Below are 23,435 nucleotides of genomic sequence, written 5' to 3' on the forward strand. Positions count from 1 at the left end.
AACGATCTGTTCGGGGGGCGGCGATGTTCATAGGCAGAAGTTTCCTTGTCGTGGGTTCTTTCCCGAGCCTGGCGGAGGCCCGGCAGTGGGAGCTTGCGCTTTTGCAGCGCTAACCTGGCAGCACGCTACGAAACCCGGACAAGTGAGGGAAACGATGAATTCTCGTTCAAGAAGGTAGTTCAGCTAACTTCTAAAGGGGCTTCACCATGGCGAATTGCCGTGAATCTCTCTATATGAAATATGGATGCATGCCGCGCCCCAAGGTAATCGACGATGAGGACGGCGCCTCAATAGAGTTTAGCTCATTTCATATCTGGATCGGACGTCTCTCATGGGCAGGGTTCTCCCTTTGCTGGCACTACGGGCCTTTGCCGAAACCGGACGCCACGGCAGCATCAAGCGTGCGGCTGAAGCGATGGGGGTGACTTCCGGCGCGGTGAGCCAACAATTGAGGTTGATCGAGGAGCGCACTGGCGCGCCGCTGTTTTCGCGAACACGATACGGCGTCGAGTTGACGGAAGTCGGCGCAAGCGTCCATCCGGCAGTCCTGCGTGCCTTCGACCAGATCGAACATGGCCTTGACCTGCTCGAGGCCAGAAATGCTGCGCAATCGATCACCATCTGCACCGTGCCATCCTTCGCGGCATCCTGGCTCGTTCCTCGTCTCGGCCGGTTTACTAGCCGGCACCCTGAGATCGAGGTCCGGGTCGAGGCATCATCCGAACTGGTGGATCTGCGCAAGGGAAGGGTGGATATCGCAATCCGCCACGGGCTTGGCGACTATCCCGGCCTCGATGCCATCCATCTGATGGCGCCCGAACTGATACCGGTGGCGAGCCCTGCGCTGCTGGTCGGCGGACCTCGAATAAAGGAGCCTGGCGACTGTCTTGCCTACCCCCTTCTGCAGGACTCGGACAGGGCCGACTGGCGGCTCTGGCTCAAGGCAATGGGGATCGAAGGCGATGCGCGCATCGAACGCGGGCCTTCATTCGACGATGATTTTCTGCTGATCCGCGCGGCTGAAGCCGGGCAGGGCATCGCGCTCATTCGTGACATCTATGCCAAGGAAGAGATCGCCTCCGGCCGGCTCGCTGTCGCCATCGAGCGCCCATGGCCAACCGCATTCGCCTATTATGCCGTCACCTTGCCGCATGTCGCCGAACTCCCCGCGATCGCGCGCTTCGTTGCCTGGCTCATGGAAGAGGCGCAAGCAGGCTGAGTTACTCCGCCCATTCCTTGTCGGCGGTGAAGGCAATGGTCAGCCAACGATCAGGGCCTTCATCGCCAAGGGCGTCGCCTATCTCGTCGCGCAGCCGGTCCCATTCCTCGATGGTTTTCGCGGGCAGGCCGGGCGGCACGATGAAGTAAAGCTCGACCTGCGTCAAACGGCCGACCTTGGCGACATAAGCGCGATAGGAAACGAAACCGTGTTTCTTCACGGTTGCGCGGGCGACCTCGTCGACATGCGTCTTGAGCGTTTCCGGCGTGATCAGCAGAATGTCGGAAAATGCCTGGCGGACGGTGGCGATGGGCATCGGGATGATGATCAGGCAGACCAGCGCCAGCACGGCCGGGTCGACATAGGGTGCGACCCAACTCAGTTCGGTGCCCTCGACCAGACTGCCGCCGATGAAGGCAACCAGCAGCGCTGCGGTGATGCCGCCGGACATCATCCACGCGGTGACGTCGAGGGTGACGAAGTCGGACTGGATCGTCCGGTTGGCGCGGCTGCCGATGAACGCCATGGTCAGGCAGGCGGCGAGCGTCACCGCTGCATAGACGATGGCGAAGTCGAACTCGAGCTGGCGGCCGCCGGCCAGCAGGTTGGCGATGGCGTTGATCAGGGCGTAGATGGACACGCTCATCAAGACGATGCCGTTCATGCCCAAAACAATGGGCTCAAGGTGCCAGAAGCCGAGCGAAAAGCGTTTGTGCAGCCGGCGGTTGTGGTTGGCATTGCTGGTGATGAGCCGCGCGACGATCAGCGCCAGGATCGTCATGGTCGCATCGGCAAGGGAATAGGCGCCATCGAAAGCGATCGAGGACGAACCGCTCAAGACGCCGAAGACAATGCCGAAAACCGCGACGACGAAGGTCACGGCGATGGAAATTCGAAGGACTTTCGTTTCGCTGAGCATGTCGCCGGTTATGGAATGGCGCTGCCGCGATGTCTATCGACTGTGGCAGCGGCGGCGGCTCATTGCCTTGGCGAAAGCACCCGCGGCCCCGGATTGGCTTGCCCGTCAGATGGACTTGCCGTTCGAGGCAAGGCGGAAGCTTTCGCGCCCACCGCTCGGCACGACGATGATCTGCTTGACCTTGCCCTGCTTGAAGGCAGTGAGGAAACGCTTGTAGTCGGCGAAAGCAACGCAGCCATGCGACTCCTCGCGGCCGCCGCGCAGCAGGTAGCTATGGGTCAAGAAGCCATCGCGGCCGAATTTGTTCTTGCCATCGACAGGCAGCATGCGGATCGCCTCGACGCCATGGAAGCGCTTTTCACGCATCCTGAGATTGTAGGTATGCGGCGGGGTCGGGCCGTTCATCTTGACATGGGTGTAGCGCGGATTGTCGGCCATGTTGCCGATGCCGGAATGGGCCTCGAGCACGCTGCCGTCGGGCATGTAGACCTTGGCGGCGCTGATGTCGTAGACGGCGACGCCGTTGCCGGCCCTGGTCTTGCCGCCGAACATGTTACGCAACGACTGGCCAAGGGTGCTGCCTGGCTTGTCTTCCGGGATTTCCGGACGGGCATAAGCGAGCTTCTGAGGCTTCTGCGTTTCGCGCTTGTCGGCTGCCCTCGGCTCAGCGGCCTCGCCAGCGTCCGGCTTGCCGGCGTCGGCGGGCCGGGTGGTTGCTTCCGGGCGAAGTTCGGGCCGGGGGGGCGCAGAAGGGGTTTCGGCATAGTCGGGCAGGGCGGCTGCTTCCGCTTCAGCCTGCGCCGCGGTGCGTTCCTCATCGGTGGGGCCCGTCAGCAAGGTCGACAGCGCCGTGTCGGCGGCGGCGCCCGGCGACGGATCGGCATAAGCGAGGATCGTCGGGTGCTGCGTCGTCGAGGCGGGCAGCGACACATCCGGGTTGGACGTTGCCGTGTCCGCGGCGAGGCGTTGCGGCGCGGCCGCATCGGCCGAGCCGAACAGGCTGGCGAGCTTTTTCGAGCTGAGGTCGGCCTGCCTGGCGATGGTGTCGAAGCGGGCGGAATGGCTTGCGGGTGCAATAGCTGCAACATCGACATGCCGGGCGGATTTGCCTGAGCCAGAAACCAGGCTCGCGGTCACAACGGGCTGCGCGGCGTTGGCGATAACGGGCCTCTGCCTTGGTGCGGTCAGCCGCGAAGCCTTGTCGGTACTGACATAGGCCGTCAGACGCGCCTTGGGGACCTTGACCGCCTGGACCGGTGGCTTGGGCGCAAAGTGGGTCGCATCGAAGGCGCTGACATTGCCCATCGCCACCATGCCGGCCATCGACCACGCGGTTACGCCGGCAAAAGCGGTGCCAAGGGAAGCGATCAGCAATGGACGCAAAAGACGGCGCAAAGGCCGGAAACGAACGGTTTTACTCACTAACGCGTAGCAGACCAGTTGTCCCGCAACGTCTACGGCCGGCGAGCGACCGCAGTGCGTGATTTCCGGAATGTCCCCAACTCGACAGAACGATGGAGAAAGGATGGACAAATATGGTTAAATTTTGCTTTGCGGCTGCGACGACGCTCCGGGAGCGTCTGTTGGCGCTGATTTGGCTCACCCAAAAGCATTTGCCGTTTGGGGTGGGATGGCCTACATAGCGCCCAACTCCTATCACTTGAGAAGCAGGATACGCGCGCGTGGCACGCCAGTTCATCTATCACATGTCGGGACTGACCAAGTCCTACGGCACCAAGAAGGTGCTGGATAATCTCAACCTGTCGTTCTACCCCGACGCCAAGATCGGCATCCTGGGCCCGAACGGCGCCGGCAAGTCGACCGTGCTCAAGATCATGGCCGGCCTCGACAAGGAATGGTCGGGCGAGGCGTGGCTGGCTGATGGTGCGACCGTCGGCTACCTGGCGCAGGAGCCGCATCTCGATCCTGCCAAGACCGTGTTCGAAAACGTCATGGACGGCGTTTCCAAGAAGACCGCCATCATCGAGCGCTATAACGAGCTGATGATGAACTACTCGGACGAGACCGCCGACGAGGGCGCCAAGCTGCAGGACGAGATGGACCGTCTCAACCTGTGGGACCTGGAACAGCAGGTCGAGATGGCGATGGACGCGCTGCAGTGCCCGCCCGCCGACTCCGAAGTGACCCAGCTGTCGGGTGGCGAACGCCGCCGCATCGCGCTGTGCCGCCTGCTGCTCGAACAGCCTGACCTCCTGCTGCTCGACGAACCGACCAACCATCTCGATGCCGAGACCACGGCGTGGCTGGAAAAGCACCTGCGCGACTATCCGGGCTCGGTGCTGATCATCACCCACGATCGCTACTTCCTCGACAACGTGACCGGCTGGATCCTGGAACTCGATCGCGGCCGCGGCATCCCCTATGAGGGCAACTACACCAAGTATCTCGACGCCAAGGCCAAGCGCCTGATCCAGGAAGGCCGCGAGGACGATTCCCGCCAGAAGGCGATCTGGCGCGAACGCGAGTGGATCGCATCCTCGCCCAAGGCACGCCAGACCAAGTCCAAGGCGCGTATCAAGGCCTATGAGGAACTGGTGGAGAAGGCGGATCAGCGTCGTCCGACCGACACGCAGATCGTCATTCCGGCTGGCGAACGCCTCGGCAACGTGGTGATCGAGGTCGATAGCGTGAACAAGGGCTACGGCGACGAACTGCTGATCGAAAACCTGAACTTCAAGCTGCCGCCCGGCGGCATCGTCGGCGTCATCGGCCCGAACGGCGCCGGCAAGACCACGCTGTTCAGGATGATCACCGGCCAGGAAACGCCCGATAGCGGCTCGATCCGTGTCGGCGAGACCGTCAAGCTCGGCTATGTCGACCAGAGCCGCGACGCGCTCGACCCGACCAAGACCGTGTGGGAAGAGATCTCCGGCGGTGCCGAAGTCATCAAGCTCGGCAAGCATGAAGTGAACAGCCGCGCCTATTGCTCGTCGTTCAACTTCCGCGGCGGCGACCAGCAGCAGCGCGTCGGCAACCTGTCGGGTGGTCAGCGCAACCGCGTCCACCTTGCCAAGATGTTGAAGAACGGTGGCAACGTTCTGCTCCTCGACGAACCGACCAACGATCTCGACACCGAAACGCTGGGCGCGCTCGAAGATGCACTCGAAGCTTATGCCGGCTGCGCCGTCATCATCTCCCACGATCGTATGTTCCTCGATCGCATGGCTACCCACATGCTGGCCTATGAAGGCGACGCGCATGTCGAGTGGTTCGAAGGCAACTTCGAGGAATACGAGAAGGACAAGATCCGCCGCCTTGGCGCCGATGCGGCCAACCCGCACCGGATGAGCCACAAGCGCCTGACGCGCTAAGGTCCCTGAATCCCAAACGCCCCGCCCAGAGCGGGGCGTTTGTCATTCGGGCTCCTAGTCACTTCGGGCCATATTCGAACCAGTCAGTGTGGCGTAGAGTGCATATCGGCGAATCTGGGGAGCCTGCGGAGAGGCGGGGTTCGCAAGCAATAGCAGGCATCGGACGGTTTTCATGCATCGCGTCATCATCAGCGGTATCGGCGTTGAAATCCCCGAGGCGTCGATCAGCAACGACGAATTGGTCGAGAGCTTCAACGCCTGGGTCGACATCGAGAACGCCAGAAGGCAGGCCGCCGGCGAGGAACCGGTCCGCAAGTCGGACAGCGAATTCATCGTCTATGCCTCGGGGGTGAAAAACCGCCACGTCCACACGCTCGACGGCATTCTCGACCCTGAACGCATGGCGCCGCGCATTCCGCCACGCGCCGACGACGCATTGTCTGTCGAAGCCGAGTTCGGCGTCGCATCGGCGCGCAAGGCGCTCGACCATGCCGGGCTGACTGGCGCCGACATCGACATGGTGATCTGTGCCGCCTCGCACCAGCAGCGGCCTTATCCGGCGATATCGATCGAGATCCAGAAGGAACTGGGCATCGAAGGTGCGGCCTTCGACATGAGCCTCGGCTGCTCGTCGTCGGCGGCGGCGCTGCATGTCGCCTTCAACCTGGTGCGCTCGGGCGGGCAGAAGCGCGTGCTGATCGTCACGCCCGAGATCATCACCGGCCATCTCAACTTCCGCGACCGGCAGACGCATTTCATCTTCGGCGATGCCTCGGTGGCGATGGTGGTCGAGGCGATTGGCCCGAAGGAGACCCGGCCGGGGCGCTTCGAGATCATCGATACGCGCAACTGGACGCAGTTCTCCAACAACATCCGCACCAATTTCGGCTTCCTGTTGCGTGCCGGCCAGGAAAACACCTCCGTCGTCGAAATGGAGGGCAACATGATCAAGCAGGTGGGCAACAAGGTGTTCAAGGAGGTGACGCATGCGGCGCACCGCTTCATCACCGCCTTCCTCGCCGACCACGGCATGACGCCATCAGACGTCAGGCGCTACTGGCTGCACCAGGCCAATGCGCGCATGAACGCCATGATCCTGAAGCTGGCGCTCGGCCACGAGGCCGACCAGGACACCGCACCGATGGTGCTGGAGCGGCTGGGCAACACGGCCGCGGCCGGCGCCATCATCGCGCTCAAGGAAAACCACGAGGACATGAAGGCGGGCGAGCACGGGCTGATCTGCGCCTTCGGCGCCGGCTATTCGATCGGCGGCGCCCTGGTGCGGATGCACTGACGCATCAGTCCGGGTGATGCCGGGATCAGGCTTTTTGTCTGGATTTTCTGTGGGCTGATTGGCAATGTGCCGCCTCTAATTGAGAGGCAAAAGATGCTCGATCCGACGATGCGCAGGGAAGGCGAACCTGAAATCCTGCCCGGCAGGAAGCTCGCCGCGCACGTTGCCGGCGTCTACACCGCGCCTTTCGACCATTTCGTTACCCGGGCGGTAGAAGCGCTGCCGCTGAGCTTCGAGGGCATCGACGGCGATTTTCATGCCGGGCATGTCAGGCGGTCGGGCGGGCGTGAGCCCTGGTATCCGCGCGGCACCGAGATGCGCAACGAGCGGCAGCTTTCCATCGTGGCGCCCGACGAACTGGCCGTCGTCGCCAAGCGCATGGGGCTCGCCGAGATCAAGCCGGAGTGGATCGGCGCCAACCTCCTGCTCGACGGCGTGCCGATGCTGTCGATGCTGCCTTCCGGCACCATGCTGTTCTTCAAGGGTGGCGTGACGATCAAAATCGATGGACAGAATGCTCCGTGTCGCCTCGCCGGGCGCTCGATCGCCGAGCATGCCCGCATGGCCGACCACGACGCCGGCTCGCTGATGTTCCCCAAGGCCGCAAAGCGCCTGCGCGGGCTGGTCGCCTGGGTCGAAAAGCCCGGCGTGATCGCGGCCGGCGAAGAGGTCTCGGTGCGGGTTCCCGAGCAGTGGATCTACAGGGCCTAGCCCGTCAGCGGGGGAGGCCTGCGCCAGTCAGCGGGTTGGCCCGCTTGGGACGCGGCCGCCTTCTTGATGGTGGTGACCTTGTAGACCTTGCCTGCCTTGTCATAGGTCGTCCATTCGCCGACCTGGACGCCTTTGGAAAAATGGCCGGAACGTAGTTTCGTGCCGTCCTTGCGGAACCATTCCCAATAGCCGTCGGCCTGGCCGGCACGCAACTGGCCGACGACCCACAGGCTGCCGTCCTTGTGATGATGGCGATAGGGTTCGGTGCTTTCGGTCATGCGCTTGCTCCTCTCAAGCTGCGATGCGCCGGAGGAAGCAGAGATGGCGCGAGCGGGCAATGGGACAAGGATACGCGCGGCCGGGTGACTAGACGTCCTCGTCGTCGGGATCGAGCAGCCGCGTGGCGCGCCAGCGGGTGAGGGTGGCGTTGATCTGGCCGATGACGAAGAAGCGGGCGGAATCGCGGTCGTAGCCTTCCGACAGGAGCTTTTCGTAGTCGCTGTGGGCGTGGCGGACATGGGCGACGGTCGCCAGCCAGACGGCGATGGAAGGCGGCAGCGTCTTCATATGCACGGCGAGCGCGTCGGCGCGGATGGCCTCCGTGTCCGCGTAGGGCGCCAGCGGCAGCAGTGCTGTCAGCGACCTGGCAACAGCGCGGCGGCGGCCGGTGGGTGCAGCCATGCTCAGGTGTCCTTGCTCGGACGCGAAGCGTCCGGAAAGGCGTCGACGGATGCGAAATAGGGTTTCAGGTCGATGACGGGGGTGCCGTCGAGCGCGTCGATGGCGTCGAGTTCGATCACCCCGGTTTCGACGTCGAGCGCAACGATGCGGGCGACATGCATTCCAATAGGGTTTGGCCGGGCAGGCGAGCGAAGGGCGAAAACGCCTTTTGCTTCAGTTGCATGGCGCGGTTTTTGCACAATCAGATTCCGCGGCGCCTTTTCGAACCAGCTGAGGATGACGACGTGGCTGAAGCCGGCCAGCCCGGCGAGGCCCGGCCGGTAGAGCTCGTCGACCGTGACGGTTGCGCCGCCGCCGCGCTCGCGTGCGGCATCCATGTTCTTGGGGCACTCCTCGCGCAGCTTCCACGGCGAGGTGATACGGCCGATATAGGCAAGGCTGGCGTCGGACGACTGCGCGGGATCGCCGGCCAGCGCAATCTCGCCCTCGCGCTGTTCGAACATCTGCATAGGCCCCTCCCACGGTCGCGCCATTTTCTTGCCCGCATGCGACATTGGGCGTTGCAATCGCTCGCTTCGTCACATAAAGATATGTTTATGTCTTTTGGCGAGAACCAAAGCCGATGCACGTTACGCTCGACACCATGGTAGATACCTTGAAGGCGGCTGCCGAATCCAGTCGCCTTCGCATCCTGACGCTGCTTTCGCGCGGCGACCTCACCGTCTCCGACCTGACCGAGATCCTCGGCCAGTCGCAGCCGCGTGTGTCGCGTCATCTCAAGCTTCTGCTCGAGGCCGGGCTGATCGACCGCTACCAGGAGGGCTCCTGGGCTTTCTTCCGACTGTCCGACGCCGATCAGGCGCGTGGCTTCGTGCAGGGGCTGGTGTCTGGCATCGACAAGGGCGACGGCCAGGTGGTGCGCGATTTCGAACGCCTCGTGGACGTCAAGCGCAAGCGGCAGGAGAGGGCGGCACATTACTTCAGCGCCAATGCCGCGAGCTGGGACGAGATCCGTTCGCTGCATGCGCCCGACCGCGCCGTCGAGGCCGCGCTGGTGAAGCTGGTCGGCAAGCGGCCGTTCCAGTCGATGCTCGACCTTGGCACCGGCACAGGCCGGCTGCTAGAAATCTTTGCGCCGCTCTATCGCCGCGGCGTCGGCATCGACATGTCGCGCGAGATGCTGGCGGTGGCGCGTGCCAATCTCGACAAGGCCGGGGTGGCCCATGCGCAGGTGCGCCAGGGCGACATCTTCTCGCCGCCGGTCGAGCGCGACGCCTTCGATCTCGTCACCGTCCACCAGGTGCTGCATTTCCTCGACGATCCGGCCCGCGCCATCCAGGAGGCGGCACGCCTGCTGCGCCCGTCGGGGCGGCTGGTGATCGTCGATTTCGCGCCGCACGGCCTCGATTTCCTGCGCTCCGAGCATGCGCATGCGCGCCTCGGATTCTCGGACCGGCAAATCGCCGACTGGCTGGCCGAGGCAGGGCTGGAACTCGATGATACGCAGGAGTTCGAGCCGCGCGGATCGTCCAAGGCCAGCCTGACCGTAAAGCTGTGGCTGGCACGCGACCGCCGCCAGCTGATCGCCGAACCAATTCCAGACATTCAAGCCGCAAGGGAAACCGCCTGATGAACCAATACCCCCTGTCCAGGCGTTCCGACATCGGCAACAAGATCCGGGTCTCGTTCGAATTCTTCCCGCCCAAGAACGACGAGATGGAGGCACGGCTGTGGGAAACGGTGACCAGGCTCGAGCCGCTGAAGCCTCAGTTCGTGTCGGTGACCTATGGCGCCGGCGGCACGACGCGCGAGCGTACCGCGCGCACGGTGAAGCGCATCCTGCAGGAATCGACGCTGACGCCGGCAGCCCACATGACCTGCGTCGACGCCACCCGCGAGGAGGTCGACCAGGTGATCGCGGAGTTTGCCGCCATGGGCGTCAAGCGCTTCGTGGCGCTGCGCGGCGACCCCAAGGAAGGCGTGGGCGCTGCCTACCAGCCGCATCCGGGCGGCTATGCCAATGGCGCCGAGCTGGTCGGCGCGCTCAAGGCGCAGGGCGATTTCGACATCTCGGTGTCGGCCTATCCGGAAAAGCATCCGGAAAGCCCTGATTTCGCTACCGATTTCGACATGCTGAAGCGCAAGGTCGACAATGGCGCGACGCGGGCCGTCACCCAGTTCTTCTTCGACAACGACCTCTACGAGCGCTACGTCGAGCGCGCCCGCAAGGCCGGCATCTACATTCCGATCGTGCCGGGCGTGCTGCCGATCCACAGCTTCGCCCAGGTGGCGAATTTCTCCGCCCGTTGTGGCGCACATGTGCCGAACTGGCTGGCCGAACGCTTCGAAGGGCTGGACAAGGACCCGCAGACGCATGCGCTGGTGGCTGCGGCAGTCGCGGTCGAGCAGGTGCTCGATCTCGTCGAGCGCGGCGTCAGCGACTTCCATTTCTACACGATGAACCGCTCCGACCTGGTGGTGGCGGTATGCCACATGATCGGCATCCGGCCACAGCCGGTGGTACAGGGTGCGGCGGCGGCCTGAGGCGGTTTCGACAAGCTGCAAAGTAGTTTGCGCGTCCGTGGGGGCGCGGCGCTGTAGAAACCAAAAAGGCCGGGACTTTGATCCCGGCCTTTTTTTAAGTTGTCCACCTTAGAGGTGCTATCGTCTTCCGCCGTCTTAGCGGCCTTATGGAAGAACTCCAACGATGAGCGCGCCGATAAAAGCAAACGCGGCGCAAATCATGAGTGCATTGATTGACCTAGTCAGTCCCATGCATAGCCTCCTCTGCGCAAGCCACAGGCCGGAATCTAGGGTCATTTCGGCCACACACAAGCAAAAAATGTGCTGCATTGCGACAAGATTGTGAGAAATGCGACGCATTCCCCGCCCTTAGCCTTTGGTTTTGTTTACCAAAACGGCTGGCTGCAGTTGTGGACAAATTGTGGCAAACACCTAGCCCGCAGCGGCCGCTCGGCGCCTGAACAGGCGTCCGTCGATGGTGACGAGGCCCAACGCGATCAGCGCCATGCCACCCAGTTCGAAGGCTTCAAGCCGCTCTCCGAGGAAGGTCACGCCAAGCAGAATGGCGCTCGCCGGCACGATGAGGGTGACCAGCGAAGTGTTGGTGGCGCCCGCCGACGCGACCAGGCCGAAGAACAGCAGATAGGCGCAGGCGGTTGAAATGAGCGCCAGCGCGAAAACAGCCATCCACGCGCCACTGCTCGCCACAAACAGACCGTCGGTGCCGTGCACGGTGAGCACGACCGGTATCATGATGATGGTGGAAGCGGTGAGCTGGCCGGTCGCCACCACTGCCGGCGGCACGCCCCTGAGCCGCCGTGCCACCATCAGCGCAAAGGCGTAGGACAGCGATGCGCCGATCAGCGCCAGCTTGGCCCAGACCGGCCCGCCGAGGCCGGCGACCAGCCCGGGTCCGATCATGACGGCGGTGCCGGCGATGCCGAGTGCGATGCCGGCGAGCTTGTTCCAGTTCAGTTTCTCGTCCGATGTCATCATGTTGGCGATGATCAGCGTCCAGAACGGCGTGGTGGCGTTGAGCACCGAAGCCAGGCCGGCGCCGATCTCGGTCTGGCCGGCAAAGATCAGCGAGAAGGGAATGACGTTGTTGAGCAGCGACAGCCCGAACAGCGTTGCTGCCAGCGGCAGCGCGAGGCGGAAGGAGGGGCCGCGGACAAGCAGATAGAGGTGCAGCGCGCATGCAGCGATCATCACCCGGAACAGGACAAGCTTGAGCGGCGCAATCTCGGCCACCGCGATATGGACGAAAAAGAACGAGCCGCCCCAGATGACGCCCAGAAGCAGCAGTCTTGCCCAGTCGCGTGCACTCATTTCGGCTTCCTTCTTCGCTTTGTCACATTCGACAGCTACGCGCGATTCTCGGGTAGGGCCACCCGAATCCAAACGGTGACGCAACGCTCCTGCCAAACTCGCTCGGGTTGCATCATCGGCGGCTTGCTTTAGATTCCGGCCGGTAACGAGGAGCTTCCATGCAGCGATTCGAGAATGCGCGCGAAGCGGCACTGGCGCTCCGTCCGGATGCCCCGGTCTATTGTTTCCGGCCAGAAGTGCTCAAGACCGATGCCAGGAACTTCATGGAGATGTTTCCCGGCAGGACGGCCTATGCCGTCAAGACGAACGGCGAACTGATCGTGCTCAAGGCGCTGGTCGAGGCCGGCGTGACGATGTTCGACGTGGCATCGCCCGGCGAATTCGCGGCGGTCAGGGAGGTCACGGCCGAGGCCGAAATGATCTACATGCACCCGGTCAAGGCGCAGTCCGACATCAGGCTGGCGCTGGAAACCTATGGCATCAGGGTGATCGCCGTCGATCATGAGGACGAGATCAACAAGCTCAACCGCGTGGTACGGGCGCTCGACATCGATCCTGGCGCGATCACCGTGTTTGTGCGGGTGCAGACCAAGGGCTCGGCGGCCTACGAGCTGTCGAAGAAGTTCGGTGCCGGGCCAGCCAACGCCGTCGAACTGGCCGAGCGGCTGAACCGCAACGGCTACAAGGTCGGGCTGTGCTTCCATGTCGGCAGCCAGATCGAGGACCCCGACACCTATGAGCGCGCGCTTGCCTCGGTCGACTGGGTGCGCAACCGCATCAGCTTCGATCTTGCCGGGCTCGATGTCGGAGGCGGGTTCCCGGCCGAATACGGCCATGATCCGAACAGCAAGAAACCGGCGATGCCATCTATCGGGCAGATCATGTCGCGCTTCCGCGCCGACCTGAAAGAATACAATTTCGACGAGATGCCGCTGGTGGCCGAGCCCGGCCGCGTGATCGTGGCGCGCTGCCTGTCGCTGATCGTGCGGGTGCTGCTGCGCAAGGGCAGGCGGCTCTACATCAACGACGGCATCTGGGCGTCACTGTCGGATTCGTGGACCGGCAAGATCACGCTGCCGGCGCGCTTCATTCCTGATCCGGCGATCCGCACGCGCAACGGCGATGCCGGCAGCATCGTGCCGTTCAAGGTGTGCGGCGCGACCTGCGATTCCGTCGACATCCTGTCGCGGCCGTTCTGGCTGCCGGAGACCATCGACACCGGCGACTGGATCGAGATCGGCCATATCGGGGCCTATTCGCTGTCGCTGCGCACCCGTTTCAACGGCTTTTATCCCGACACCTTCGTCGAGGTGACGACGCCTTTCGACGAAGGCGAGGCGCCTGTGGGCTTCGCCAGCCTGGAGACGATGGCGGATTGAGGGGGGCAGCGAATAGGGACTAGCGAGTAGGGAGTAGGGAAAAGTGAGTGGGGTATAGGGAAAAGCGGCTTGAATTGCCGCGCGAACAATCCGATCTGCTATTCGCTATTCGTTATTCTCTAAGTGACCATTCGCATGCGCATTTTTCTTCTCGGCGGCACCGGATTCATCGGCAGTCATGTGTTGCAGCGGCTGGTCGAGGCCGGACATGAGGTCATTGGCCTGGCCCGCTCGGAGACCTCGGCAGATCGCCTGACGGCTGCCGGGGCGACGCCGCTGCTCGGCGACCTGCGCGCGCCGGCGGAATGGGTGGCCAAGCTACCGACGTTGGATGGGGTCATTCATGCCGCATCAGACTTTGGCGACGACATGGGGCCGGTGGACATGGCGCTGCTCGATGCGCTGTTGCCTGTGCTGGGCGCGATGCCGAAGCGGCCGCGCTTCGTCTACACCGGCGGCAGCTGGCTGTTCGGGGCGACGGGAGAGAGGGTGGCATCCGAAGACAGCCCGTTTGATCCGCTGCCGGCATTCAGCGAGACGATCACCAATATGAGGCGGGTTCTCGAAGCCCCCGAGATCGACAGCTTCGTCGTGCATCCGGCGATGGTCTATTCGAGTGAAGGCGGCGTGTTTTCCTCGTTCATGGAAGCGATGCGCGAGGGAAAGCCGGTCGAGGTTATCGGCTCGGAGCAGGTGGTCTGGCCGCTGGTCCATGCCGACGATCTCGCCAACCTGTATTTGCAGGTGCTCGAAAAGGCGAAACCCGGTTCGGTCTACAATGGCTCGGCCATCGACGGTCTGGCCGTCGGCGAGATCGTGCCGGAAGTGGCGCGGTTGATCGGGACGGAGCATCCCGAAGTCCACATCGTCAGCGCCGACCTTGCGGCGGAGCGGCTGGGTGAATGGGCGCGGGGCTATGCCCTCAGCCAGCGGCTGAGCGGGCATAAGGCACGTGCCGAGCTTGGCTGGAAGCCGGTCCACCAAGACGCGGCTTCGTTGTTCCAGAGAGCGAATAGGGAATAGGGAGTAGCGAATAGGGAAGAAGCGCGAGTATTCCTACTCGCTACTCGCTACTCGCTACTCGCTACTCGCTACGCCTCAGAGGTTCGCCAGCAGCTCGTCCGTCGGCCAGCCGTCGACCGGCAGCTTGAGGCGCATCTGCTCCTGGCGGATGGCCTCGCGGGTGTTGGTGCCCAAAATGCCGTCGATGCCGCCGACATCGTAGCCCTTGTCGGCGAGCTTCTGCTGCAACTGCTTCATGGCGTCGCCGGTCAGGCCCGCGTCGGGATTGCCGCGATCGAAAGCCGGCTGGCCGGCGAGGCGCGTCGCCAGATTCGCGGCGGTCAGCGTGTAGGTCGCCGACTGGTTCCATTCGAGATAGACGTCGTAATTGTCGTAGGTCAGGAAGGCAGGGCCCTTGCGGCCCATCGGCAGCACGATGCCGGCCTTGAGGCCGGTGTCCTTGAGCGGGGTGCCGTCGCGCATGGTGATGCCCATCGCAGCCCATCTGGCGAGTGGCTGCTTGTTGGTCCGGCCGGTTTCTTCCCAGGCCATTTCGGCGGGCACGCGGACTTCCTCGATCCAGGGTTCGCCGCGCTTCCAGCCGCGCGACTCGATCTTCTTACCGGTGGTAAGGATGACGTCGGCCGGCGTGTTGCGCAGGTCGACAGTGCCGTCGCCGTCGCCGTCGACGCCGCGCGCCAGGTAGTCGGAGGGCAGGATCTGGGTCTGGCCGATCTCGCCGGCCCAGGCGCCCTTGACGTCGGCAGGCAGCACGTTGCGGTCGATCAGGGTCAGCAGCGGTACGACCTGCGGCCGGAACAGCGTCGGGCGGCGGCAGTCATGGGCCAGCGTGACAAGCGCGTTGAGCGCGTTGAAGTTGCCCTGCACGGCACCGAAATCGGTTTCCAGCGCCCAGAAGGCGGCAATGACAGGGCCGGGCACGCCATAGTCCTGTTCGGCCTTGGCGAAGTACTGGCCATATTTCTGCAGGTTGGCAGCGCCGTGCTTGAGCCGGTAGTCGCTGATCATGCGTTCGGAAAACTGGGTGAAGGTCTGGGCAAAGACGCCCTGGGCGCGGTCGCGCTCCAGCACCTTAGGATCGATGACGGCATTTGTCAGCGCCGACAGGCCCTTTTCGCCGACGCCGGCGGCGCGGGCCTCGTTGGCGAGGTTCTGCTTCCAGGTGGCGAAATCGTCGCCGCATTCAGAGGTTGCCGCAGGCGCGGCCTGGGATACGGCAGCGGTGTCCTGGGCGATAGCGGGCGCGGCGGCTGTGGCGAACAGAACAGCGGCCAGCGCTTTGCTCAGCAGATTCATTGGGCAGGTCTCCTGCTTGGCCCGTCATTCCGGGTTCTTGCCTTCGCCGGATGGCGAAATGCAGGCAGACGGCCAAGTCGATGTCTTTGCCGCGCCTTCTACAGAACCAGGGCGAGGGCCGCACCCCCTCTTCTTGTCGCATCTGCCATGCGAAATACGCAGCCCGGCGGTGCAGGCAGGACTGCGGGGAAAAATGCTACCTCGTGTTGGCGGCGAGCCACTTTTTCCAGTGGGCCTCGGTGCCGTTGAACACGTTGATGTCGGCGTCGCCCCTGATGCCTGGCACGACACCGGTGCCGGTGTACTGCCAGAAGGTGAAGGGGTGGCTTCCGTATCTCGAGGTCGGATGGCCGGCGACGGAGCGCAGCCAGTAGGGATAGCCGCGGAAGGTCGACAGATCGTTGTCGTCGAAGAAATCGATCGATGTGTAGATGATCGGCTTCTTGCCGTAGTGGTTTTCGACCATTTCGAGGAAGATCTTCATCTCGCTGCGCACCGTGGCTGCCGGCGGCCGTAGCTTGCAGGACGGCGACTGCGGGTTCCACTCCATGTCGAGGATCGGCGGCAGCGAAGAACGCTCATTTGGCACGTTCTGGATGAACCAGCGCGCCTGTTCGGCAGCCGGCCGGCAGAAATAATAGAAGTGATAGGCGCCGCGCGGCACGCCGGCAGCCTTGGTCTCGCGCCAGTGCTCGCCGAAATAGTCGTCGACGCGGTCACCGCCCTCGGTCGCCTTGATGAAGGCGAAGGAGATGCCGCTGCCCTTGGCCTGCTGCCAGTCGATCGAGGTCTGGTACTTCGAAACGTCGGTGCCGTGGACGGCATAGGTCCAGGGCGCGCCGCTTTCCCACTGGTGCGGATCGCTGTCGCTGAAGCGCGGATTCTTGACCGAAACGCTGGCCATGGCGCCTGGCTTGCCCGTCGGGGCAAGCGACAGGGTGTCCGATGTCGAGCAGGCGCCGAGAAAGGCGAGCAGCACAAGAGCCGAAACGCGGCGCATTACTTCTCCTTGCGACCGGCAGAACCGGCCAGAGCACATCGTTTATGGGGCAGGCCCTGCGGCCAGATACTGTTCTGATGGATCGGCGGTTTCCCCGAGACACCGCATATCCCCCTCTGTGATCGCCGATCATGGTTGATAAACCGTTGATCGCGCTCGACAGCCTCAAAGATTTGCGTGAGGAATGACGGCAATTCCAAGGCGGAAGCAAGACAGCGGGGCGGGGACAGCAATGCGCATGCTCGGCAAGGTCCTGAAGTGGCTGGTGGTTCTTGTCGTCGTGGTGGTTGCGGGGCTCTCCGCTTGGCTCTATTTCGCGCCGCCTGATTTGATCCGGGTCGGCTCGGGCTATGCCGCCAAGATCGTCTGCTCCAACGTCTTCATTGCCGGCCGGGATGCCAGTCAGGTGCTGGCCGACGATGTCCAGGCTCCGGGGCATCCGCTGCTCAGGCTGATGTCGGTCGATGTCGACGAGAGCGCCGGCACGGTGCGCGCGGGGCTGTTCGGCATCTTCGGCAAGGGTCTTGCCGTGGTGCATGACGGCGCCGGCTGCAGCAACGTGCCGGATGGCGACATCGCTGCTGCGGCGCTCGGCCCGGTTCCGGCCGCGACCGCAGCCAAGAGCGATGCGCAGTGGCCGGAAGGCGACAAGGTCGATGCCTCGCAGAACCCGGCTATTGCTGCGATCCTCGACGACGCCGGCCTCGCCGGCCCGGGTATGCGGGCCATCGTCGTCGTGCAGAACGGCCGGATCGCCGGCGAGCGCTACGGTGAGGGTTTCAGCGCCACTACGCCGTTGCTGGGCTGGTCGATGACCAAGACGGTGACGGCGGCGATCATCGGCACGCTGGTCGGCGAGGGCAGGATGTCGGTCGACAAGAACGGGCTGTTCGAGAGGTGGAAGGCCGACGGCCGCGCAGCGATCAGCCTGGCGGACCTGATGGCGATGTCGAGCGGGCTCGCGTTCAACGAGGATTATGGCGACGTCACCGACGTGACGCGCATGCTCTATCTGGAACCCGACATGGCGAGCTTCGCCGAAGCCAAGCCGCTGGCCAGCGAGGTCGGCAAGGTGTTTTCCTATTCCAGCGGCACGACGCTGCTCTTGTCGCGGCTGTGGCAGGATGCGGTCGGCGATCCCGCCAAGGCGCTTGCCTGGCCGCACGAAAAGCTGTTCGGGCCGCTCGGCATGACAAGTGCGGTGCTGGAGGCCGATGCGCGCGGCACTTTCGCCGGCTCGTCCTATCTCTATGCCACGGCGCATGACTGGGCGCGCTTTGGTCAATTCCTGCTGCAGGATGGGGTGTGGAACAGCACGCGCGTGCTGCCGGAAGGGTATGTTGCGTGGATGCGGGAGGCTGCTCCCGCCTCGAACGGCGAATATGGCCGTGGCCAGCTCTGGCTGCGCGGCCCCGAAGGCGGCTCGCCCGAAGGCGAAGATCCCGACGCCGGCTTCGACCTGCCTGCGGATGCGTTCTGGATGCAGGGCCATGACGGGCAGACGGTGGCGATCGTGCCATCGGCCAATCTGGTGGTGGTGCGCATGGGGCTGACGCCGTCGAAGCTGCACTACAAGCCACAGGCCATGCTGGCGGCGCTGGTGGCGGCGCTCAAATAGGCTTCGGTCCGCCCACGACGATGAGCCAGGCATAACCTCGGTACAGCGAGGTGAAGCGAAAGCTCTTGCCTGCAGCCTGGGCCTGCTGTGCGATCTCCGTGGCCAGCCTCTCGCGTGGCGAGACATGGAATTTTCCAAGCCAGCCGCGAAGGAGGTTGCGGAACCAGCCGGGCAAACCTTCCTGCTGGCCGAAATCGACGATGTGGAGCGAGCCATCTGACACCGAGAGCGCCGCGGAAACCGAGCGCTCCCAGCCTGGGATCATCGACAGGGCATAGGAGACGAACACCCGGTCGAAGCCGCTGCGTCCGAACAGGGCAGCGGCATCGAACGAGGTTGCATCCGCCTGCGCCAGCGAAATGCGGTCCGAAAGACCGGCCCGGGCAATCGATGCCCTGGCGGTTGCCAGCATCTCGGCGGAAATGTCGAGGCCGTAGAAATGGGCGTTCGGAAAGCGCCGGGCGGCAAGGATCAGGTTGCGCCCGGTGCCGCAGCCGAGTTCGAGCACGGTTCCGCCAGTGGGCGGGGACAGCTCCGATATCATCCGGTCGCGGCCGAGCAGGTAATATTTGCGCGTCAGATCATAGATATGGCGCTGATGCCGGTAGACGCGGTCCATCAGCCCGGAATGGCTGGCCGAGAGCTCGGGCGCACTCATCAGGGCTTCTTCACATAGAGGTGGAAGCCGCCATAGATCGCCGAACGGTCGCGCGCGGTGAAGTCGCGCGACATCTCGTCTGCGTAGGTCCATTGGTCGAGAAGAGCAGGCGACAGGCGGCCGGGCAGCAGGCTCGGCTTGGCGGCGGTGCGGAAGATGACGCGTGCGCCGGGGGCTGCGGTGCGGGTGATTTCGGTCCACAGGGCGTTGAGCTGAACGTCGCTCATCCAGTCCTGGGCGTCGAGCAGGACGTATCGATCGACCGAACCGGCATCCTTGCCGGCGAGCAGTTCGGTGAAATTGGCGTGATGGATCGCCACGCGATCGACGTTGTCCCGAATGGTCGCATAGTTGGCCTGCTCGAGATAGGCGGGCAGCGCGGCTTCGCCGGGCTCTGGATAGCGGCGGGCGAAGGCCTGCCAGGCGAAATAGTTGTTCTGGAGCGGGAAGTCGCAGGCGAGCTTTTCGAGGCGAGCCCGGAGCACGCCCGCCATCGAACCGTCGCCCGAGGTCAGCAGGGAGTCGTACTGCGCCGGCGGAATGCCGAGGCCGAACAGCGACGACTTTCGCGACGTTATCCAGCGCAGGGCGCGGCGGTCGAAGATCGGGGCCAGGTGTTCGTCGAAGAAGCGGCGCTGTTCGGCCCTGTTGCCGGTCGCCATGATGCCGGCGGGGTCGACGCCATAGAGCTTCGCCGCGCGGTGGCCGGCGGCGATGAACAGGCCGAGCAGACCGGTCTTGTAGAAATTGCTGTCGAAGGTTGCGATGCGCCGCTTGCCGCGCCAGTTGCGGCGCTCCCAGTAGCCGCGGGTGGCGGCGTCGAGATGGGGGGCGATGAAGCGATCATAGGCATGTGAGTTGTGCTCGGTGCCGGCGGTGCCGAAGAAGCGGAACAGGTCGGCCTGCGACGGCAGGTGGCGGACGGCGGCCAGCTTCATCTTGTTGAGCGCGATGTGGGCGGCGTTCAGGTCGACGGCATCGATCCGGGCGGGCGAACGGGTGAGATAGGCGAGGATGTTGCAGCCGCCTGAGGCTATGGTGACGATGCGGTGGCCCTGGGCCAGTTGCATCGCTTCGATGTCGACCTCGGGGTCTTCCCAGATCTGGGGGTAGACCAGGCCGGAAAACAGAAGCGCAAAGAGGCGCTCTGAAAGCCCTTCCTTGGAAAGCGGGCGGTTCTGGTAGACCGCCTTTCCAACTTTCTTGCCGCGACGAAAGACAAGTTCTCCGGAAACGTCGGTCATGGAAATGCGATTCCCCGCTTCGTTGTTGGCCGCAGCGGGTAGCGCACCGGCGTGACAGCGCGGTGACGCCCAAATGACGCCTGTGCGACATTGCCGGGCTGCCTGGGAATGTGACAGCCGGACTCCGAACGTTATGAAACCGCCGCCACGCCCATGCATTTTCTCTCCGACGCCCGCCTGACGGGCCGTTTCGAAAGGAGATTGTCATGAAGAAGCTCATTCTTGGTTCGGTCGCTGCCATCGCACTGTTTGGCGTTGCCGCCTGTAGCGACACCGACGACACGACGACGCAGAGCGTGCAGCCGCCCGCCACCGAGGAGCCGGCACCGATTACACCGGCGCCCGCGACGCCTGAGGCGACCCCTCCGGCTACCGACAACTCGACCACCCAGAGCATCACGCCGACGCCGGAGACCGGCACTGACGATGAGATGCAGAACCACGACACGATGCAGCCCAAGCCGGTCGAACCGGCAGCCCCCGCACAGTAAGCGAGCGGGAGGAGGAAAAGGCCGGAGCAACTGCTCCGGCCTTTTTTGTTGGGTCTCAGCGCGAGACGCGCGCGCGCCTGCCGAGAGCGACTATGGCGATGACGCCGAGGGCGAACAGCACCGTATGCGCGCCCACATGTTCGCCGAGCAGGAATGCCGATATGGCCAGCGTGACGAAAGACTGAAGCAACTGGACCTGGCTGACCCGGGCGATGCCGCCCATGCCGAGGCCCACATTCCAGGCAAAGAACCCCAGAAACATAGAGCCGAAACTGAGATAGAAGAACGCGAAGGTCTCTGACGACGTGGCCTGGGTGAATTCAGGATGCCAGCTCCAGATCGCCGCGGGGACGGAGATGGGGGCGGTCAGGATCAAGGACCAGCAGATGACCTCCCAGCCCGGCATGTGGCGCGAAAGCTTGCCGGAGACGACATAGCCCAGGCTGGCCGACAGGGCTGCGAGGAACAGGAACAGGTCGCCGGTCGAAAGCTGCATGCCGCTGTCGCTTATGGCGAAAGTGACGACGAGGACGGCGCCGGCGACCCCGCAGATCCAGAAAAAGACCGATGGCCGCTCGCCGCCGATGATCGCAGCGAAGATACTGGTGGTCAGCGGCAACACGCCGAGCACCACCCCGCCATGCGAAGCGGGCACGGTCTGCATGGCGATCGAAGAGAAGATCGGGAAGCCGAACACCAGAAGCAGGCCGGCCAGGAACAATGCCGGCGCATCGCTCTTCGGAAAGCGCTTGCGCAGGATGAAGAGCAGCAGGGCCGCGGCAATGGACGCCATCGCGGCGCGGCCGTGGGTGACGAACCAGGGCGTAAATGTGGTCAGCGCGACGCGCGTCGCCGGCAAGGTGCCGCCGAAGATGACGACGCCAAGCGTTCCCAGAGCGAGCCCGATGGTCTCGCGGGAAGGCCTGTGGGTCGACTGCGTGGTGTTGCGCGCATCCATAGCGCACCGTTAGCGGGGGCGGGCTTTCTCGTCGTGGATTTTCCGTTGGTCCAGAGTTTTGGTCCAGGGCATGCAGTGCCGACAAAGTTATGCGTCGAGCGCAATGGCATCTCGCATTTGCGAATGTTTCATCCTAAGAAGCGGCCATGTCGATTTGGGACCGCCTCGGCGACTTCATTGCGCGTATCTCGGCCTCGGCGGCAAACGGCGTGGCCGATGTCGTGGAGGCTGTCCGAACCGTCTTTTCAGGCGATGCCGAATTGCGCCGCCGCGTCGCTTTTTCGGTGGCGATGATCGCGCTTTCGGCCAAGATGGCCAAGGCCGATGGCGTGGTGTCCCAGGACGAGGTTCGCGCCTTCTACGAGATCTTTGCGGTTCCGCCCGAGCATGCGCGCGACGTGGCTCGCCTCTACGACCTCGCCCAGCAGGATGTTGCCGGCTACGAGCTCTATGCCCAGCGCATGGCCCGGCTGTGCGGCTCCGGCCATGCGAACTGCGGCATGCTCGAGGACATTCTCGACGGGCTGTTCCACATCGCCAAGTCGGATGGAATGCTGCATCAGCGCGAGAGCACGTTCCTGCATCGGGTGTCGGAGATCTTCCGTATCGAGGAATCCCACTACCAGACGATCCTAGCGCGCCATCTCGATCTCGGCGAGGCCGATCCGTACCGGGTGCTCGGCATCGAGCGCGGCAGATCGTTCGAGGATGTGCGCAAGCACTATCGCAAGCTTGTCGCCAACAACCATCCCGATAAGCTGATTGCACGCGGCCTGCCGGAAGAGTTCATCCGAATCGCCACGACGCGCATCGCCGCAATCAATGCGGCCTACGAAATGATCGAAAGGGGGCTGCGGCACGCATGAGCGGTTTCCAACCCGACCACCCGCATGCCGAGGTCCGGCTATCGCCCAATTTCGGGCTGCGGCGTGAGGGTGTGAAGCCCGACATGATCGTGCTGCACTACACCGGCATGGAAACCGGCGAGGGCGCTGAGGCCTGGCTGTGCGATCCGGCGAGCGAGGTGTCGTCGCACTATCTTGTGCACGAGGACGGCCGCATCGTGCAGATGGTACGCGAAAGCGACCGGGCCTGGCATGCCGGAAAGAGCTCCTGGCGTGGCCAGACCGACATCAACTCCTGTTCGATCGGCATCGAAATCGTCAATCCCGGCCATGCCTTCGGCTATCGTTCTTTTCCACGGCGGCAGATGGAGGCGGTTATCGCGCTCTGCCAGGGCATTGCCGAGCGCCACAATGTGCCGCCCGAACGTGTGCTGGCGCATTCGGATGTGGCGCTGGGGCGCAAGGTTGACCCGGGTGAGAAGTTTTCGTGGCGCACGCTGCACGAGGCCGGCATAGGTCATTGGGTCGCACCTTCGCCGCGCAATGGGCGCCGGGAAATGCAACCTGGCGAGGTCGGCAACGCTGTCGAGGAGCTGCAGTCGATGCTGGCGCTCTATGGATACGGTGTCGAGATCACGGGCCATTTCGATGCGCAGACAGCGGTAACTGTCCAAGCTTTTCAACGACATTTTCGCACCAGCTGTGTTGACGGGGTGGCCGATGCCTCGACAATTTCGACCTTGCGGCGGCTGCTTTCGTCCCTCGAAGGAAGCCTTGACTAGTCTAGGTAGCTGATTCGCAAAGATTACAACCTGTCACCCTTTGTGACTTGCCCGGCCATTTTTCCCGCCAGTTCGCCCGTCACATGCATCTCCGTGCAAGGCGCCGGCTAATCCTGCCATGCCCCGAAGAGGG

At 63.7% G+C, this 23,435-nt stretch carries 23 protein-coding genes; 12 read left to right on the plus strand and 11 right to left on the minus strand.

Annotated features, from left to right (window positions below):
• The first annotated feature begins 331 nt into the window (after nt 1-331).
• A complete protein-coding gene (locus O1Y97_RS12405) occupies nt 332-1,219 on the plus strand; it encodes a LysR substrate-binding domain-containing protein (protein WP_318761224.1) in 888 nt (295 codons plus the stop codon).
• A gap of 1 nt (nt 1,220) precedes the next feature.
• Here O1Y97_RS12405 and O1Y97_RS12410 read toward each other — a convergent pair whose 3' ends face one another.
• Nucleotides 1,221-2,138 carry a cation diffusion facilitator family transporter gene (locus tag O1Y97_RS12410; protein ID WP_318761225.1) on the minus strand — a complete coding sequence of 306 codons (918 nt, stop codon included), beginning with the start codon at nt 2,136-2,138 and terminating at the stop codon, nt 1,221-1,223.
• A 105-nt stretch (nt 2,139-2,243) separates the two neighbouring features.
• Nucleotides 2,244-3,512 carry a DUF2778 domain-containing protein gene (locus O1Y97_RS12415; RefSeq protein WP_318761226.1) on the minus strand — a complete coding sequence of 423 codons (1,269 nt, stop codon included), beginning with the start codon at nt 3,510-3,512 and terminating at the stop codon, nt 2,244-2,246.
• Between the two features lie 308 nt (nt 3,513-3,820).
• On the opposite strand from O1Y97_RS12415, the gene ettA reads away from it, so the two are divergent.
• The 3 genes from ettA (at nt 3,821) to O1Y97_RS12430 (ending at nt 7,475) form a co-directional block, all read left to right on the plus strand.
• Nucleotides 3,821-5,470, plus strand: coding sequence for an energy-dependent translational throttle protein EttA (ettA, locus tag O1Y97_RS12420; RefSeq protein ID WP_108607598.1), 1,650 nt, complete (start codon nt 3,821-3,823; stop codon nt 5,468-5,470).
• Nucleotides 5,471-5,642: 172 nt separating this feature from the next.
• The gene (locus O1Y97_RS12425) at nt 5,643-6,764 is read left to right on the plus strand and encodes a beta-ketoacyl-ACP synthase III (protein ID WP_318761227.1); all 1,122 of its coding nucleotides are present in this window, start codon (nt 5,643-5,645) and stop codon (nt 6,762-6,764) included.
• Between the two features lie 93 nt (nt 6,765-6,857).
• On the plus strand, nt 6,858-7,475 hold the full coding sequence (locus O1Y97_RS12430; RefSeq protein ID WP_318761228.1) for an MOSC domain-containing protein: 618 nt from the start codon (nt 6,858-6,860) through the stop codon (nt 7,473-7,475).
• Here O1Y97_RS12430 and O1Y97_RS12435 read toward each other — a convergent pair.
• The 3 genes from O1Y97_RS12435 to tsaA all read right to left on the minus strand — a co-directional run bounded on the left by O1Y97_RS12435 (nt 7,472) and on the right by tsaA (nt 8,659).
• The gene (locus tag O1Y97_RS12435; RefSeq protein ID WP_318761229.1) at nt 7,472-7,753 is read right to left on the minus strand and encodes a toxin-antitoxin system YwqK family antitoxin; all 282 of its coding nucleotides are present in this window, start codon (nt 7,751-7,753) and stop codon (nt 7,472-7,474) included. The genes O1Y97_RS12430 and O1Y97_RS12435 overlap by 4 nt on opposite strands.
• Nucleotides 7,754-7,841: 88 nt before the next feature.
• Nucleotides 7,842-8,156 carry a DUF2293 domain-containing protein gene (locus tag O1Y97_RS12440; RefSeq protein WP_108607602.1) on the minus strand — a complete coding sequence of 105 codons (315 nt, stop codon included), beginning with the start codon at nt 8,154-8,156 and terminating at the stop codon, nt 7,842-7,844.
• 2 nt (nt 8,157-8,158) lie between these two features.
• Entirely contained in the window at nt 8,159-8,659 is a 501-nt protein-coding gene (gene tsaA / locus O1Y97_RS12445) for a tRNA (N6-threonylcarbamoyladenosine(37)-N6)-methyltransferase TrmO (RefSeq protein ID WP_318764205.1), read from the minus strand.
• Nucleotides 8,660-8,778: 119 nt separating this feature from the next.
• Between tsaA and O1Y97_RS12450 the strand changes: the two genes are divergently transcribed.
• Both O1Y97_RS12450 and metF read left to right on the plus strand, forming a co-directional pair.
• On the plus strand, nt 8,779-9,786 hold the full coding sequence (locus O1Y97_RS12450) for an ArsR/SmtB family transcription factor (protein ID WP_183260323.1): 1,008 nt from the start codon (nt 8,779-8,781) through the stop codon (nt 9,784-9,786).
• On the plus strand, nt 9,786-10,700 hold the full coding sequence (metF, locus tag O1Y97_RS12455) for a methylenetetrahydrofolate reductase [NAD(P)H] (protein WP_108607605.1): 915 nt from the start codon (nt 9,786-9,788) through the stop codon (nt 10,698-10,700). The genes O1Y97_RS12450 and metF overlap by 1 nt, the downstream gene beginning before the upstream one ends.
• Before the next feature lie 411 nt (nt 10,701-11,111).
• Here metF and O1Y97_RS12460 read toward each other — a convergent pair whose 3' ends face one another.
• Nucleotides 11,112-12,008, minus strand: a complete 897-nt coding sequence (locus O1Y97_RS12460; RefSeq protein ID WP_183260325.1) for a DMT family transporter — start codon at nt 12,006-12,008, stop codon at nt 11,112-11,114.
• A 158-nt stretch (nt 12,009-12,166) separates the two neighbouring features.
• Between O1Y97_RS12460 and O1Y97_RS12465 the strand changes: the two genes are divergently transcribed.
• Complete coding sequence (locus tag O1Y97_RS12465) at nt 12,167-13,387, plus strand: alanine racemase (protein ID WP_108607607.1); 1,221 nt, start codon at nt 12,167-12,169, stop codon at nt 13,385-13,387.
• Nucleotides 13,388-13,522: 135 nt separating this feature from the next.
• Nucleotides 13,523-14,410, plus strand: coding sequence for an NAD-dependent epimerase/dehydratase family protein (locus tag O1Y97_RS12470; protein ID WP_318761230.1), 888 nt, complete (start codon nt 13,523-13,525; stop codon nt 14,408-14,410).
• 75 nt (nt 14,411-14,485) lie between these two features.
• Here O1Y97_RS12470 and O1Y97_RS12475 read toward each other — a convergent pair whose 3' ends face one another.
• Nucleotides 14,486-15,706, minus strand: coding sequence for a lytic murein transglycosylase (locus tag O1Y97_RS12475; protein ID WP_318761231.1), 1,221 nt, complete (start codon nt 15,704-15,706; stop codon nt 14,486-14,488).
• Between the two features lie 196 nt (nt 15,707-15,902).
• Nucleotides 15,903-16,706: a glycoside hydrolase family 25 protein gene (locus O1Y97_RS12480; protein WP_318761232.1), complete on the minus strand. Its 804-nt coding sequence runs from the start codon at nt 16,704-16,706 to the stop codon at nt 15,903-15,905.
• A 232-nt stretch (nt 16,707-16,938) separates the two neighbouring features.
• On the opposite strand from O1Y97_RS12480, the gene O1Y97_RS12485 reads away from it, so the two are divergent.
• The gene (locus O1Y97_RS12485; protein WP_318761233.1) at nt 16,939-18,324 is read left to right on the plus strand and encodes a serine hydrolase domain-containing protein; all 1,386 of its coding nucleotides are present in this window, start codon (nt 16,939-16,941) and stop codon (nt 18,322-18,324) included.
• Here the strand turns inward: O1Y97_RS12485 and O1Y97_RS12490 are convergent.
• Together O1Y97_RS12490 and O1Y97_RS12495 are read right to left on the minus strand one after the other, a co-directional pair.
• On the minus strand, nt 18,317-18,982 hold the full coding sequence (locus O1Y97_RS12490; RefSeq protein WP_318761234.1) for a class I SAM-dependent methyltransferase: 666 nt from the start codon (nt 18,980-18,982) through the stop codon (nt 18,317-18,319). The genes O1Y97_RS12485 and O1Y97_RS12490 overlap by 8 nt on opposite strands.
• Nucleotides 18,982-20,226 carry a DUF3419 family protein gene (locus O1Y97_RS12495; RefSeq protein WP_318761235.1) on the minus strand — a complete coding sequence of 415 codons (1,245 nt, stop codon included), beginning with the start codon at nt 20,224-20,226 and terminating at the stop codon, nt 18,982-18,984. The genes O1Y97_RS12490 and O1Y97_RS12495 overlap by 1 nt, the downstream gene beginning before the upstream one ends.
• Nucleotides 20,227-20,432: 206 nt before the next feature.
• Between O1Y97_RS12495 and O1Y97_RS12500 the strand changes: the two genes are divergently transcribed.
• Nucleotides 20,433-20,717 (plus strand): hypothetical protein, encoded by a 285-nt coding sequence (locus O1Y97_RS12500; protein ID WP_318761236.1) that lies wholly within the window; start codon nt 20,433-20,435, stop codon nt 20,715-20,717.
• Nucleotides 20,718-20,772: 55 nt separating this feature from the next.
• On the opposite strand, the gene O1Y97_RS12505 is transcribed toward O1Y97_RS12500, so the two are convergent.
• Nucleotides 20,773-21,675 carry a DMT family transporter gene (locus O1Y97_RS12505; protein WP_318761237.1) on the minus strand — a complete coding sequence of 301 codons (903 nt, stop codon included), beginning with the start codon at nt 21,673-21,675 and terminating at the stop codon, nt 20,773-20,775.
• 146 nt (nt 21,676-21,821) lie between these two features.
• On the opposite strand from O1Y97_RS12505, the gene O1Y97_RS12510 reads away from it, so the two are divergent.
• Together O1Y97_RS12510 and O1Y97_RS12515 are read left to right on the plus strand one after the other, a co-directional pair.
• On the plus strand, nt 21,822-22,541 hold the full coding sequence (locus O1Y97_RS12510) for a J domain-containing protein (RefSeq protein WP_108607616.1): 720 nt from the start codon (nt 21,822-21,824) through the stop codon (nt 22,539-22,541).
• Entirely contained in the window at nt 22,538-23,302 is a 765-nt protein-coding gene (locus tag O1Y97_RS12515) for an N-acetylmuramoyl-L-alanine amidase (protein WP_318761238.1), read from the plus strand. Before O1Y97_RS12510 ends, O1Y97_RS12515 begins: the two co-directional genes overlap by 4 nt.
• The last annotated feature ends 133 nt before the right edge of the window (nt 23,303-23,435 follow it).

The sequence above is a fragment of the Aminobacter niigataensis genome (genome assembly GCF_946995915.1).
Taxonomy (GTDB): Bacteria; Pseudomonadota; Alphaproteobacteria; order Rhizobiales; family Rhizobiaceae; genus Aminobacter; species Aminobacter niigataensis.

What these genes read in the sequence shown, in the direction of transcription:
- O1Y97_RS12405 (WP_318761224.1), top strand. Translation starts at nt 332, where the DNA reads ATGGGCAGGGTTCTCCCTTTGCTGGCACTACGGGCCTTTGCCGAAACC.
- O1Y97_RS12410 (WP_318761225.1), bottom strand. Translation starts at nt 2,138, where the DNA reads ATGCTCAGCGAAACGAAAGTCCTTCGAATTTCCATCGCCGTGACCTTC.
- O1Y97_RS12425 (WP_318761227.1), top strand. Translation starts at nt 5,643, where the DNA reads ATGCATCGCGTCATCATCAGCGGTATCGGCGTTGAAATCCCCGAGGCG.
- O1Y97_RS12430 (WP_318761228.1), top strand. Translation starts at nt 6,858, where the DNA reads ATGCTCGATCCGACGATGCGCAGGGAAGGCGAACCTGAAATCCTGCCC.
- O1Y97_RS12435 (WP_318761229.1), bottom strand. Translation starts at nt 7,753, where the DNA reads ATGACCGAAAGCACCGAACCCTATCGCCATCATCACAAGGACGGCAGC.
- O1Y97_RS12440 (WP_108607602.1), bottom strand. Translation starts at nt 8,156, where the DNA reads ATGGCTGCACCCACCGGCCGCCGCCGCGCTGTTGCCAGGTCGCTGACA.
- tsaA (WP_318764205.1), bottom strand. Translation starts at nt 8,659, where the DNA reads ATGTTCGAACAGCGCGAGGGCGAGATTGCGCTGGCCGGCGATCCCGCG.
- O1Y97_RS12450 (WP_183260323.1), top strand. Translation starts at nt 8,779, where the DNA reads ATGCACGTTACGCTCGACACCATGGTAGATACCTTGAAGGCGGCTGCC.
- metF (WP_108607605.1), top strand. Translation starts at nt 9,786, where the DNA reads ATGAACCAATACCCCCTGTCCAGGCGTTCCGACATCGGCAACAAGATC.
- O1Y97_RS12460 (WP_183260325.1), bottom strand. Translation starts at nt 12,008, where the DNA reads ATGAGTGCACGCGACTGGGCAAGACTGCTGCTTCTGGGCGTCATCTGG.
- O1Y97_RS12465 (WP_108607607.1), top strand. Translation starts at nt 12,167, where the DNA reads ATGCAGCGATTCGAGAATGCGCGCGAAGCGGCACTGGCGCTCCGTCCG.
- O1Y97_RS12470 (WP_318761230.1), top strand. Translation starts at nt 13,523, where the DNA reads ATGCGCATTTTTCTTCTCGGCGGCACCGGATTCATCGGCAGTCATGTG.
- O1Y97_RS12475 (WP_318761231.1), bottom strand. Translation starts at nt 15,706, where the DNA reads ATGAATCTGCTGAGCAAAGCGCTGGCCGCTGTTCTGTTCGCCACAGCC.
- O1Y97_RS12480 (WP_318761232.1), bottom strand. Translation starts at nt 16,706, where the DNA reads ATGCGCCGCGTTTCGGCTCTTGTGCTGCTCGCCTTTCTCGGCGCCTGC.
- O1Y97_RS12485 (WP_318761233.1), top strand. Translation starts at nt 16,939, where the DNA reads ATGCGCATGCTCGGCAAGGTCCTGAAGTGGCTGGTGGTTCTTGTCGTC.
- O1Y97_RS12490 (WP_318761234.1), bottom strand. Translation starts at nt 18,982, where the DNA reads ATGAGTGCGCCCGAGCTCTCGGCCAGCCATTCCGGGCTGATGGACCGC.
- O1Y97_RS12495 (WP_318761235.1), bottom strand. Translation starts at nt 20,226, where the DNA reads ATGACCGACGTTTCCGGAGAACTTGTCTTTCGTCGCGGCAAGAAAGTT.
- O1Y97_RS12500 (WP_318761236.1), top strand. Translation starts at nt 20,433, where the DNA reads ATGAAGAAGCTCATTCTTGGTTCGGTCGCTGCCATCGCACTGTTTGGC.
- O1Y97_RS12505 (WP_318761237.1), bottom strand. Translation starts at nt 21,675, where the DNA reads ATGGATGCGCGCAACACCACGCAGTCGACCCACAGGCCTTCCCGCGAG.
- O1Y97_RS12510 (WP_108607616.1), top strand. Translation starts at nt 21,822, where the DNA reads ATGTCGATTTGGGACCGCCTCGGCGACTTCATTGCGCGTATCTCGGCC.
- O1Y97_RS12515 (WP_318761238.1), top strand. Translation starts at nt 22,538, where the DNA reads ATGAGCGGTTTCCAACCCGACCACCCGCATGCCGAGGTCCGGCTATCG.